Genomic DNA, 12,194 nt, shown 5'->3' on the forward strand with positions numbered 1-12,194 from the left:
CACATTTAAGTGAGAGGTGTCGGCATCCATCAATACCAGTTGACAGATACCCAAAGCATTCTGATTTGCGAATGCTTTGCGCCTTTTTACGTATTTACTTTTGAGCCATTAAGTAGTCATACAGCATCTCGTGCTTAATCTTCGTGGTATCTAGGCCGAGCACTTCCGCAATTTGGAAGGCATAGGCCATTGCCGTAGCTGGTCCCCGACTAGTCACAATCTTACCTGCCTGGTCAACAACGGTAATGTTCTCTTTGAAGTGGGCCGTTGGTGCAACCTTAGCAATCGCCTTTTCAAAACCCGGGAAGCAGGTATAATCCCGGTTATCCAGCAGGCCGTATGCGGCTAGTGCCGTCGGTGCCGCACACATAGCGGCGTTCCACTTGCCAGCCGTACTCCGCTGTTGCATCAGACTAGCTAGCTTTTTGTTCGCTGCTAATTTTTCGGCACCACCGCGGCCACCAGGAAAGGCAACCAGGTCGTAGTCCAATAGCTGGTCGTCCACCACGGCATCACAAGTTAATTCAATATCATGAGCCCCGTGAACGAGTTGGCCTTCCAAGCCAACCATGGAAACCTCAACGCCCATCCGCCGTAAAACATCGACAACGGTTAATCCTTCAATTTCTTCGCAACCTGGTGCGAAAACCACTGCAACTTTCGTCAAATTAATCACCTCAAATAACTAACTATTCATTTACTATTTGAACAACCTGTTCCATGACCGCGGCCGCCTCCGGAATTTGGTAGAGGGGATAAATGTGGAAAAGCCGGCGGCCAACGTGATAATCGACCGGAATCCGGGCCGTCCGTAACTTCTGAACCAACTCGTTGGCGTCAGGGTACATGATTTCCCGGGTTCCGACGTACAAGTGAATATCGCGGACCTGATCTAAGTCACCATAGAGGGGGCTAACCCGAAAATCACGGTGGTCAACGTTACCGGCCCAGAGCTTCCCAACTTGTCGCAGCCCCCAGGGCGCCAAAGTGACGTCTTCATCAGCATACTTGTCAATTAACGGGTTCGTCAAATCCAGGTCTAACCACGGCGAAAATAAGATCAGGTGACCCGGTTGGGGAAGTCCCCGCTGCCCGAGATACTCACTAAAGCCTAGTGCCAGGCCGGCACCTGCCGAATCCCCCATCAAGGTAATATCACTTGCAGGTGAAACCGCATAGAGGCCCGCATAGAGTTGGGCTAGTTGCTGGTAGGCGGCCCGGAAGGTATTCTGCGGTGCGAGTGGATATAAGGGAACAATGACCTGGGCCCCGGTCCGTTCCGCCAACCGGTTGAGGTATTCCCAATGCGTCTTATCGGGTTGCTGGAGGTAGGCACCACCGACTAAGTATACGATAATTCGCTGGTTGCCCCCCTGCTGGTTTAACGTGTAAATCGTCATCCCATCTTGGACGGTCTGGTGCAGGCGGACGGTAAAATGAACGTCCGGCATAATATAGGGCTGTTGGTTAGCCTTTTGGGCCGCAAGTACTAGCTGGTCAAATGCCCGTTGGTCCGACAATGAATGCTTAAAGCCACTGAGTTGGATCCCCATTTCGACAAAGGTTGACTTGTTTGAACGGCTGTGACCGCAGCGACGGAGCTCCTTTATACTTGATTCAAAGTTACCTGCTACTCGGGCCGCAAGCCCCGTCCGGAAGATTTTCAGTCGGTCCATTCCCAGTAGCCTCCTTTCAGCTATTTCACCTTTTATCGTAACACGCTTCCCAGTTCAATTTTGTTAAGATTTACTTTAGAATAAGGACAAAGGAAGTGCCTATTATGCATCAAGAATCACTTTTTGACCAGGGAAATCCTACAGCGACGCCCCTGGCTAACCGGGTTCGGCCAACGACCCTCGACGAGTTTGTCGGCCAGCAACACTTAATTGGTCCCCACCGGGTTCTCCGTGAGCTAATCGAAAAAGACCAGCTCTCCTCCCTAATCTTTTGGGGACCACCCGGCGTCGGCAAAACCACCCTCGCCGAAATCATTGCCCGGCAAACTAAGGCCCACTTTGTTACCTTTTCTGCCGTCACTTCCAGCATTAAAGATATTCGCAAACTGATGCAAGAAGCCGAGCAGAACCGGGAATATGGTGAACGAACGATCTGCTTTATCGATGAAATCCACCGTTTCAACAAGGCCCAGCAGGATGCCTTCCTGCCCTTTGTGGAACGCGGTAGTATCACCCTGATCGGGGCGACGACGGAAAATCCCTCCTTTGAGATTAACGCCGCCCTCCTCAGTCGGTGCAAGGTCTTTGTACTCAAGGCGCTAACGACTGCCGACCTGGAAGAAGTGGTCAAGCGGGCCCTCCACCACCCGGCCGGCTTTCCCGACTTGACCGTCAAGTGTTCCCCAGATGCCATCCACCTCATCGCCCAGTTTGCTAACGGGGATGCCCGGATTGCCCTGAATACTCTGGAAATGGCAGTTTTAAACGGTCAGCGCGACCACCAAACCGTAACCATTACCAACACGGACCTGGGACAGTTAATCAATACCAAGTCCTTACGGTACGACAAACACGATGAAGAGCACTATAACATCATCTCCGCCCTCCACAAGTCAATGCGGAATAGTGACGTTGACGCGGCGATCTATTGGTGTTCCCGGATGCTCGATGGCGGTGAGGACCCACTCTACATTGCCCGCCGGCTCGTCCGCTTCGCTAGTGAAGACATCGGCCTAGCAGACACTAATGCCCTTAACGTGGCTATCAACACCTTTCAAGCCTGCCAATTTCTGGGGATGCCGGAATGCGACGTTCACTTGACGGAGTGTGTTATCTACCTTGCCTGTGCCCCGAAATCTAATGCGGTTTACACTGCCCGTCAACAGGCTAAACGGGTAATCAAGAAAACCGGTAACCTTCCCGTTCCCCTCCAGATCCGTAACGCCCCGACTAAACTGATGGCCGACCTCGGCTACGGAAAGGGTTACCAGTACGCGCACGACAGTAAGGATAAGTTAACAACGATGAAGACGATGCCAAAAGAGCTGGCTGGTCAGCACTTCTATTCACCGAGCGACCAGGGTCGTGAACCCCGTTTTAAAGCCCGGCTAGAACAAATTAAGCGTTGGCACCAAGAACACCCAGCCGACTAAACAAAAAAGGCACCAGACTTGTAGTTTGGTGCCTTTTTACTGTCATCGTTAGTTGTTTTTTTCCTTTGGTAGTCGGCGCTTGAGTGCCAGAGGGACTACCAAAATTAGTGAAATAATAATTAAGACGAGCGCCGCAATAACGATATCACGGTAACCCAAGTACAGGATCCGCCGCATTGTGGGAATTAACCTGGTCGGCAGTTGGCTCGCCGTTGCCGCGTTTGACAACTTGTTTAACATCCGCATGGTAATGTCACCATGGGCGGCCCGGACTCCTTTAAAGAGCTCTTGGTTTAAAATCACCCCGTAGACAGCCGCCATAATGGTCTGACTTAGGATCCGTAAAAGGTAACCAAGGGAGGTGGCAATTGGGACATCCCGTAATTCGGCATCGGTCTGGACACTGATCTGCAAGATGTTAAAGACCAGGCCAACTCCAAAGCCCTCAAAGGCCCCGGTAACCAGCAGGACCCAGAATGGCGCTCCCTGCCCGCAAACTAAGATTCCCAAGAAGGCTAGGAAGATCGCGGCAGCCCCACAGGTCACGAGCCAGTACTTGCCCCAACGTTCCTGCAGGAAGGGTACCAACTCAGAACCGATAAAGTTGGTTACGGCGCCAGGAATTTGGGTCATCCCCCCGAGCAGGGCGCTCAAGCCAAGCAAACCCTGTGCCCACATTGGAATGTAGGTCACGAAGGCAATGAAGGATCCCCAGATAATCACAAAGAGTAGGAAGTCAAGTACTAGTTCCCGGTTCTTAAATAACCGACTGGGGATAATCGGGTCGATCGCCTGACTATCAACCCTGACCATCCAGGCCAAGAGGGCCAGACCGATTACTAGCAAGAGGATGACTAACCAGGTGGCCGCACTTCCAATCATTTGGACCGCCACCAGGATAAGGACAAGGCTGACTACCAGTAGGCTAGCACCAAGGTAGTCAACGGGTTTCCCCGCTGCCTGCCGCTTGGGACTCTGGTAAAAGATCCCCACGAGCGTAATGGCAATGATGGCAATCGGGACGTTGACGTAGAAAACCCAGTGCCAGCTCAAGGCATCAACGATCCAGCCCCCTAGTAGGGGACCAATAATGGAGGCCGTCCCAAAACAGGCACTGGAAATCCCTAGTACTTCAGCCCGCTGGCGCAGGTTTTCGTAGAGTTCCGCATACACGATGAAGGGGATGGTGTTCATCCCCCCGGCCCCGATTCCCATTACCGTCCGGGCAATAATGAACCAGAGAATATTCGGGGCGAGCCCTTGAAAGATCGCCCCAACCAAAAACAGGAGGGTCGCCGTAATATAGGCCCGCTTATTCCCCTGGTGTTCACCCATCTTACTCCAAAGTGGTGTGGCAACGGCCATCCCTAATAGGAAGGTTGCCACAATCCAGCCCATGTATTGTAACCCGTGAAGATCACTGGTAATCGCCGGTAGGGCCGTATTGACGATGGTGGCATCCATCCCCGCCATAATATTGGAAAGGAGGAGGGCCCCCGTTACTAATGTTCTTCGTTGATTTGCTTGCAAATTTAAATCTCCCCTTAAAATAGGGACCGTGATGGAATATTAAATTCTCACGATCCCTTTTATTATCAATATTACTGGGGTGTCCCTGATAGTAAAAGTCAGTTTACCCCTGCTTTAAGTTCGTTATTATTTTTCCTAGTCGTTGCCAGTCAGCCCGAACCGTTGGCATTAAGCGGCGGGCATACAGGACCGCCGCTGGATGATACATCGGTACAAGCAGGTACTTTTCCCGGGACCACTGGTAACCCCGGTGGTCTGCCCGGGCCTGTTGAATTGGTCGTTTTAAGCGCTGACCATGGAGCTCGCCAATATTGGCCGTGGGCCCCAGCAGCCGTTGCAGGGCCGTATTGCCGAGCGGCACAATAATTTGGGGCTGTACCGTTGCTAGTTCCTAGTCAAATAACGGGGCAAAGGCGAGCACTTCTCCCTTGGTCGGCGTGCGGTTTGGATGCTTTTCGACCAGCTGGCCGGTTCTTTTATCCCGAACTCGTTTAACCGAATAGGGGCGGCGCCGAACCACACTAGTGATATAAGTATTCTCCCGTGAATAACCAATTGACCCTAAAAATTGCATCAACTGCTGACCTGAGGCCCCGGAAAAGGGGATGTTAACCTGTTCCTCGTGCCGGCCGGGTGCCTCACCGACGAGCATTAGGTCAAGATGCAACGGCCCCTGTCCGGGGGTAAAGCCGGTGAGTCGCCGACCCTTCGTCCGCTGGTCAACCTCAGCCAATAAGTCTTTGGGATACTGAATAATCATCGTAAACCACCTTAGCCATTGTGCCGCCACTTTGGGTCGGTAATAATCCGGGCCGCAATCAGGCCTAACGGTAAGAAGACCACGATCATCAGGGCTTTACTGAGCCACAGTGCTCCCACGCCAATCGAGGTCAGACCAATATTGTACATTGCCCGGTACATATACAATCCCGGCACCATGATGACAATGGACGGGACCGTGATGGAAATCTGGGGATAGCGGACCTTCTTTTTAACAACCCAGGCCAACATCCCCGCGATCATGGCCCCGATAAAGGCCGCCGCTCCCGCGGGAATCGAAGTGAGATCCACCAACTCAAGCCGGGTAGTATTAGCAACCGCCCCGATCAATCCTGCCAGGGCCGCCATCTTCGGGGTACTGTTAAACATAATCGAGAAGCCAAAGACCCCACAGAAACTAGCTGGTAAACGCAACAGCATATAAACCAGCGGTGAGAGTGCAATCGTCGGAAAGTTCTCCGGACGAAGGTTAACCATCATGGCCACGACCCAGCCAACTACCGTTGAGACGATAATGATAATGGCTGCGTAGGCGAGGCGCTCCAAACCCGACCGCATATCTAACTTCGATAGGTCCAAGCCACTGGTAATAAATGGGAAGCCGGGAATGGTAAACAGCATTGCACCGATATACCCCGCTTCGTGCCGTGAACTCACGCCAAAGCCCATTTGCAAAATGGTTAATGACAAGAGGTAGGTCAAACAGGCCACCGCAACGGCCACCCCGATGACGGCAATGAGGGTAATATGCCGGTCCCGCATCTTGCGCCGAACGTAGTTACCGAGGCCGGCGCCGATAAAGCTACAGACCATTTCCACCGGGCCACCACCCAGTAGAAAAACGAAGGCGCTGCAGGCCAAAGCCGCCGCAACGGCTACCTGCCAGGGGGCATAGTTGCCCTTCGAATGGGCAATCTTTTCTAGACGGGCGTGGATGTCACCGATCGTCATGTCATCCCCATGAGCATCAAAGTCCTGGATAAACTGCTCCATGTAGGAAAGCTTAGTCGTATTAACCCCCGTCGTCGGTAATGAAATTGCCTGGGTGTAACTGTGGTGAGCATCCATACAGGTATACTCTAGCGAAACTAGGCCGATATCAACCGAGCAGGTCATCTTTAACTTCCGGGCCACGATGTTCATCGAATCACGAACCCGCCAGGCCCCGGTCCCGTAAGACAACATCATTAGGCCGATCCGGCCAACGATGGCTGCCCGCTCAACTAAGTTGGCTTCACTGGCTGACGTAAAGTTGTCATTCGTAAAGAAATCATGCCAGGGGATCGCCATGTGGTGCTTATTCGATAAATGTTGGTTCGGTTGAAATTGGCCCGCTAATTGCTCATCTTCGTTGCTCATCGCAGTCTAGTGCCTCCGCTCAATCTAATAGAATTTAATCACTACCCTATTATACGGCCCTTGTCAACATTGCTTAGTAGATCACTTAATCTGCTTTATCTCCTTCACAAAGTTGGCTTCCTCTGGACTCAGCACATAGCCCTCCCGGATGGCCAATGAGATCGTAAATTTTTCTGGCAAGGGGTCACTAATATCAATCGACACAATTCCGGGCTCATTTTGAATGGCATCCTTAACCATTAGGCTAATCCCCAAGTTTTGCCGGACTAACTCCTTGACCCAGGAAATGTCTGGTACCCGGTAGGCCGCAATCTGGGGCTTGATCCCGGCGTAAGTACAGTAGGCCTGGAAAGCAGCGTTATGGACGTACTGTTGGTCAAAGTTAATAAAGTGTTCATCCCCTAGTTCTTTAAAGGAGACCGCCTTTCGTTTAGCCAGGGGGTGCTTCTTACTAACAATGATCTTGAACGGGCTGGTCGCCAGCAAGTCGGCAAAGATCCCGGGCTGGTTGAGCAACTTATTAGAACCGAGAACCGCAATATCGACCTTGCCGTCTTGAAGTTGCTTCAACAGTTCATGGGAGCCAACCGAAGTAATCTTTAACCGTTGCAAGAGCTGGTCGGGCGTTTGCTTAATAATCTTGGAAATATACTTCTTACCGATGATTGGTGGCAGGCCAAAGCGAATCTGCCGCTGGTTAGCACGGTTGATCTCCTGGTGGGCCAGGTCGATCTTCTTGTTGATCAATTGGGCGTTTTCAAAGAGCATCATCCCGCTCCGGGTTACCATTTCATCACGGTGCACCCTGTCCTTGCGAATTAATTGGGTGTTAAATTCTCGTTCCAGTCGTTGGATTGATTGGGTGATTGTCGGCTGGGAAACATTAAATTGTTTGGCGACCTGCGTGTAGTTCTTATACTTAACTAAGGCTACAAAATATTGGAGGTCCCGAGTATTCATCGGCTTCATCTCCTTTACAATAGCTATCTTACGCTAAAAGCGCCCAAAAGGATAGAAAGAGGCTAAGATTTCGCTATATAATAGTTAGGAAAGGAGACGAGTATATGGCCCTGACATTTTCTATCGGTTCTTATTTTGACCAGTTAATCTACACAATTGGTAACTATCATTATAATTGGCACCCGGCTGTCGAACTTTTGATGCCCCTTAAGGGAACGGTAGTCGTCAACGTTGACGGTTACCAGTACCGGCTAGCACCGGCCGACCTCATCGCCATCAATACAAACCAGGGTCACGCCACGTTAGCGACCCAACCGGATACGGTGGCCATCCGCACCCAGATCAGCCCCCAGTTTTTTCAAGACCAGGGCGTTCAGCTAAGCAGTGGTGAATTTAACCTCAATACCGTTAATGTTCCCCACCATCCGGCCTACCGGTTACTACGCCAGGCCATTGCCCAACTTTACTTTGCAAATCAGCCCCTAGTGGCCAATAGTGCCGGCTTTCTGATCGCCGCCTTACTTTACGAGCACTTCTTTATTCCAACCCGGCACGACCGGGTTCCCCACCAACATAACTCCCAATTTACACGGGTTGCTCAAGACATCCAAACAAACTACCGCCAGGACCTTAGTCTCGAGATACTAGCTAAACGGTACGGCTATTCGAAGCCCTACTTTTCGAAGCTATTTAAGCAGTACTTTGGGATTGGCTTCCACGAATTTTTAACCCGGGAACGGCTCCAACACGCCCTTAGCGAACTTAACAGTAGTAGTGATCAGATTAGCACTGTCGCATTAAATAACGGCTTTACCGAGGTTAAGTCCTTTAACCTGGCCTTTAAAAAGCACTTTGGAATTACTCCCTCGGACTACCAAGAGAAATCCCTTCCCCAGGCGGCCGCTGTGGATGCCCACTTTCAGGAAGGAATTGACGAACACCAATTAACTACCGCAAAACAGGCCCTCCATGAACTATTAACCGTTAAGCAACCCGCTAATGGGCAAACGGTGGACTGCGAAAACTGTGGCTATCGGCAGGATAGCCAACACTACCACGTCCTCCGTCAAAAATTAGCCGACCTGCTCAATGATAATAATTAGACTACCAATTTTTTAACCCTTAATTTAACCTTTTTCCTTTATCGTGACCAGTGAATGCGGCCCGGGCGGCCTTTTCACTGGTCATTTTTTAACCCACCCCCGTGGCCCTTTCTGGCTATTTTGATAGGAGCCGTCATGCTCACCAGCACACAATCCCTTAAGAATCGCATAGCGGGTAGGCCGAATGGACTCCATAATAGGAGGTGAACTTAAAGGAGGAATGATCTGATGAAGTACGCTTACACTGAACCAACCCTGAGTAAAAAAGGGGCCGAGCTCCGGGACCTGCTTGTTAAGTACCTGGACATTTTTAGTCACCGCCTTCCCGATGACGTTTCTAAAAAGCTGATTGAATACTCTAAAATTGAAGTTGACCCGCTTCAAAAATTAGTTTACGACACCATGATGGAAAACCAACGGCTGGCAGCCGAGGCCGACGTGCCAAGTTGTCAAGATACCGGGACGCTGCAATTCTTCGTTAAAGTCGGCACCAAGTTCCCACTGATCGATGAATTAAACGAAATCTTAGTCGACGCCACCTACCGGGCGACTAAGATTGCTCCACTACGGACAAATGCCGTTCAGACCTTTGATGAATACAACACCAACATCAACATTGGTGATGGTATCCCCGGGATCTTTACCCAACTAATGCCTCACAGCTCCAACATCGAAATCTACCCTTACATGGCTGGTGGTGGCTGTACCCTTCCGGGAGTTGCTAAAGTTTTGATGCCCGGTGAAGGTTACGAAGGGGTAACCCGCTTTGTCATGGACCGGATGACCACGTATGGTGTGAATGCCTGCCCACCACTACTGGTTGGGGTCGGCATTGCCACTTCCGTTGAAACCGCGGCCATGAACTCGAAGCTGGCCCTACTCCGGCGGGTTGACAGCTACAACCCTAATAAACGGGCCGCTAAAATGGAACACTTACTCGAAGACGGAATTAATGCCATTGGCCTGGGCCCACAAGGCTTTGGTGGTAAGAAGTCCGTCATGGGGGTTAACATCATTAACACCGCCCGGCACCCATCAGTTATCGGGGTCGGGGTCTCAACCGGTTGCTGGTCACACCGGCGGGGCCTAATTAAGTTAGATCAAGACCTGAACTACGAATTACCAATGAACAAGGGGGTTGAATTATAAAATGAAAACTTATCATTTAACTACACCAATTTCCGCTGACGACATCAAGGATATCCGAATCGGTGACATTGTTTACCTGACCGGGACGATGGTAACGGCGCGTGACGATGCCCACCGCCGGGTTGTTAAGGAAGGCCGCAAGCTCCCCGTTGACATTAAGGACAAGGCAATTCTCCATGCCGGTCCAATCATCAAGTACTTACCAAACAACCAGTACAAGATGGTGGCCGTGGGACCAACTACCAGTATGCGGATGGAAATGTTTGAAGAAGAGTTTGTCCACAAAACGGGTGTCCGCCTGATCATCGGTAAGGGTAGCATGGGTCCTGGTACGGCCCGGGCCTGCAAGAATGACAAGGCCCTTCAGTTAGTTTACCCAGCTGGGAACGCGGTTTACGCTGCTAAGCACGTTGAAAAAATCGTTGATGCCCAGTGGACCGACCTTGGAATGCCCGAAACACTGTGGGTATGCAAGGTTAAGGACTTTGGACCACTAATCGTGACCATCGATACAAATGGTGACAACTTCTTTGACGCCAAGAAGGCCGAGTTCAATAAGCGGAAAGAAGAACAAATTAAGAAGATTAGCGAGCAGGTTCAATTTATCCAATAAATCTAACCAGTTAACATAACGGAAACATAAAGGCTCCCAGTATTCGTTTTCTCGAATATTGGGAGCCTTTATCACTCTTCAAACCACCCTAGTGGGCAATTGAATAAAAGGGAATCGACCGGGGCGTATCATCACAAAACTCAACCCCATTCGGCTCATACCAGTCGTAGTGACGGGTCTGATCCCCGTCTTCCCACTCGGCCGGACAGTCAATTAATTGCCAGTCCCGCGGTGTAAAGTGGGTATCCTGCTTAGCGGCTAGTTCTAGGTAACGATGAAGTTCCTTGGCCTGCCCTGCAGTTAAGATCCCCGGAACTGCCGAAATAAACAGCACCGTTCCTGATTCAGCAACGACTTGGGCCCACTGACTATTATAGTGCCAGTCAATCCGGTCAGTGATTCCAACACAGTCAGCATCAATGCTAAAGAAGGCCTGGTCTTGTGGCAAACGAAAGGCTAAGGAATTAATGCCAATTTGCCGGGTCCGTTCCCATTTTCTCCCGCTGGTATCGTCACCAATTCGTGCTAACTGCATTAGTCCCGTTCCCAGGTGGCCAATAGTGTTGCAACCTAAAATCAAGGTCTGATAAGGCGCCGCGGCCGCAAAAATCGTCCGGTAAAGTTGTTTGACCACTTCCGCGTTCGTCAACGTCCGGTCGGCAAAATGCCAACCACCTTTCGTAACAAACGGCCGCATTTGGAATCCCCAGCGGCCAAAGAGGTCAAAGGTCGTAAAGTCATGCTTGATCAACCGGTAGCCCCAGCGACAGAGTTGTTCCACATCCCCCTTTACCTGCTCTAAAACGGCCGGAACAGTTGGATCGAGCATTCCAGTAAGCGGGTTACGCCAGCTAGTAGGGATCGTTGACCGGTGGTCTTCTAGGGGCCGGAACCAAATACCGGGTTTTACCCCCTGGTCCGTAATCTGCCGGGCCAACCGTGCCATGTCCGGAAAGGCCGCATTTCCGGCACGCCACGGACCACCGTTATAACCATCGACAACGTGGTCGACCTGCCAACCATCGTCAATCACCATAAAGGGACGGTTAGCAATCCCCGTGGTTAATTCTTTCAGGTAGGCGGTGTCACGGAGAATATCCTTCGCTGAGCTTTTGCCATAGGCATAGTACCAGTTATTGCTACCGTAGACGGGTTCTTCGGGCAATACCGGGTGCGGGCTCATTAAGTGACAAAAGTGCTGGGTGGCCTTAAAAGCCGTCATCCGTTCATAAGTAGCACTGACAATGGTCGCTAACGTTAATTGGCGGTCACCAAGCTGAACACCCTCCCCACCGTTGCGGATATCCATAATCAACGTAATTCCGGCCGGGTCCGCCTGCCAAAAGCAAAAGGCATTGGGACATGTCATGACTCCAAAACCCGTTGTTTGCCCTTCACTACTTTCCATAAAGTACCAGGGCATGATTCGATTAGGCATTAACTTTTGCCACCCCATGGTTCCATAACCCCGTTCGACCTCGTCGGCTAAGAATTGGGCCTGGGAGTTAAAGTGCCATTTCCACCGTAATTTAACAAAGCCTAAATTTCAAGAATAAGTTAGCCACTGGACTCAAATAAATAATACTGACCA

General features: G+C 50.9%; 10 protein-coding genes and 1 pseudogene. 4 read left to right on the plus strand and 7 right to left on the minus strand.

Annotated elements, in window-relative coordinates; genetic code table 11:
* Positions 1-94: 94 nt before the first annotated feature.
* Entirely contained in the window at positions 95-667 is a 573-nt protein-coding gene (locus tag ACI31H_RS02615; protein ID WP_439770444.1) for a DJ-1 family glyoxalase III, read from the minus strand.
* A 22-nt stretch (positions 668-689) separates the two neighbouring features.
* The gene (locus tag ACI31H_RS02620; protein WP_439770445.1) at positions 690-1,676 is read right to left on the minus strand and encodes an alpha/beta hydrolase fold domain-containing protein; all 987 of its coding nucleotides are present in this window, start codon (positions 1,674-1,676) and stop codon (positions 690-692) included.
* A gap of 104 nt (positions 1,677-1,780) precedes the next feature.
* Between ACI31H_RS02620 and ACI31H_RS02625 the strand changes: the two genes are divergently transcribed.
* Positions 1,781-3,109, plus strand: coding sequence for a replication-associated recombination protein A (locus ACI31H_RS02625; RefSeq protein WP_439770446.1), 1,329 nt, complete (start codon positions 1,781-1,783; stop codon positions 3,107-3,109).
* Positions 3,110-3,157: 48 nt separating this feature from the next.
* Here ACI31H_RS02625 and ACI31H_RS02630 read toward each other — a convergent pair whose 3' ends face one another.
* From ACI31H_RS02630 to ACI31H_RS02645, 4 genes and pseudogenes are all read right to left on the minus strand, one after another.
* Positions 3,158-4,639 (minus strand): MFS transporter, encoded by a 1,482-nt coding sequence (locus ACI31H_RS02630; RefSeq protein WP_439770447.1) that lies wholly within the window; start codon positions 4,637-4,639, stop codon positions 3,158-3,160.
* 103 nt (positions 4,640-4,742) lie between these two features.
* Positions 4,743-5,399 (minus strand): annotated as a pseudogene (locus tag ACI31H_RS02635) (uracil-DNA glycosylase).
* Positions 5,400-5,410: 11 nt separating this feature from the next.
* Positions 5,411-6,778: a threonine/serine ThrE exporter family protein gene (locus ACI31H_RS02640; RefSeq protein WP_439770448.1), complete on the minus strand. Its 1,368-nt coding sequence runs from the start codon at positions 6,776-6,778 to the stop codon at positions 5,411-5,413.
* 81 nt (positions 6,779-6,859) lie between these two features.
* The gene (locus ACI31H_RS02645; protein ID WP_439770449.1) at positions 6,860-7,738 is read right to left on the minus strand and encodes a LysR family transcriptional regulator; all 879 of its coding nucleotides are present in this window, start codon (positions 7,736-7,738) and stop codon (positions 6,860-6,862) included.
* Between the two features lie 104 nt (positions 7,739-7,842).
* Between ACI31H_RS02645 and ACI31H_RS02650 the strand changes: the two genes are divergently transcribed.
* The 3 genes from ACI31H_RS02650 (at position 7,843) to ttdB (ending at position 10,603) form a co-directional block, all read left to right on the plus strand.
* Positions 7,843-8,841, plus strand: coding sequence for a helix-turn-helix domain-containing protein (locus ACI31H_RS02650; protein ID WP_439770450.1), 999 nt, complete (start codon positions 7,843-7,845; stop codon positions 8,839-8,841).
* Positions 8,842-9,069: 228 nt separating this feature from the next.
* Positions 9,070-9,990, plus strand: a complete 921-nt coding sequence (ttdA, locus tag ACI31H_RS02655; RefSeq protein WP_439770451.1) for a L(+)-tartrate dehydratase subunit alpha — start codon at positions 9,070-9,072, stop codon at positions 9,988-9,990.
* Between the two features lies 1 nt (position 9,991).
* Entirely contained in the window at positions 9,992-10,603 is a 612-nt protein-coding gene (gene ttdB, locus ACI31H_RS02660; protein ID WP_439770452.1) for a L(+)-tartrate dehydratase subunit beta, read from the plus strand.
* 88 nt (positions 10,604-10,691) lie between these two features.
* Here the strand turns inward: ttdB and ACI31H_RS02665 are convergent, their stop codons facing one another.
* Positions 10,692-12,041 (minus strand): hypothetical protein, encoded by a 1,350-nt coding sequence (locus tag ACI31H_RS02665; RefSeq protein WP_439770453.1) that lies wholly within the window; start codon positions 12,039-12,041, stop codon positions 10,692-10,694.
* Between the last annotated feature and the right edge of the window lie 153 nt (positions 12,042-12,194).

This window comes from Limosilactobacillus sp. (assembly GCF_051873035.1).
GTDB lineage: Bacteria > Bacillota > Bacilli > Lactobacillales > Lactobacillaceae > Limosilactobacillus.

Excerpts from the sequence above, each read along its gene's own strand:
- ACI31H_RS02620 (WP_439770445.1), bottom strand. The coding sequence starts at position 1,676 with ATGGACCGACTGAAAATCTTCCGGACGGGGCTTGCGGCCCGAGTAGCA.
- ACI31H_RS02625 (WP_439770446.1), top strand. The coding sequence starts at position 1,781 with ATGCATCAAGAATCACTTTTTGACCAGGGAAATCCTACAGCGACGCCC.
- ACI31H_RS02640 (WP_439770448.1), bottom strand. The coding sequence starts at position 6,778 with ATGAGCAACGAAGATGAGCAATTAGCGGGCCAATTTCAACCGAACCAA.
- ACI31H_RS02645 (WP_439770449.1), bottom strand. The coding sequence starts at position 7,738 with ATGAATACTCGGGACCTCCAATATTTTGTAGCCTTAGTTAAGTATAAG.
- ACI31H_RS02650 (WP_439770450.1), top strand. The coding sequence starts at position 7,843 with ATGGCCCTGACATTTTCTATCGGTTCTTATTTTGACCAGTTAATCTAC.
- ttdA (WP_439770451.1), top strand. The coding sequence starts at position 9,070 with ATGAAGTACGCTTACACTGAACCAACCCTGAGTAAAAAAGGGGCCGAG.
- ttdB (WP_439770452.1), top strand. The coding sequence starts at position 9,992 with ATGAAAACTTATCATTTAACTACACCAATTTCCGCTGACGACATCAAG.
- ACI31H_RS02665 (WP_439770453.1), bottom strand. The coding sequence starts at position 12,041 with ATGCCTAATCGAATCATGCCCTGGTACTTTATGGAAAGTAGTGAAGGG.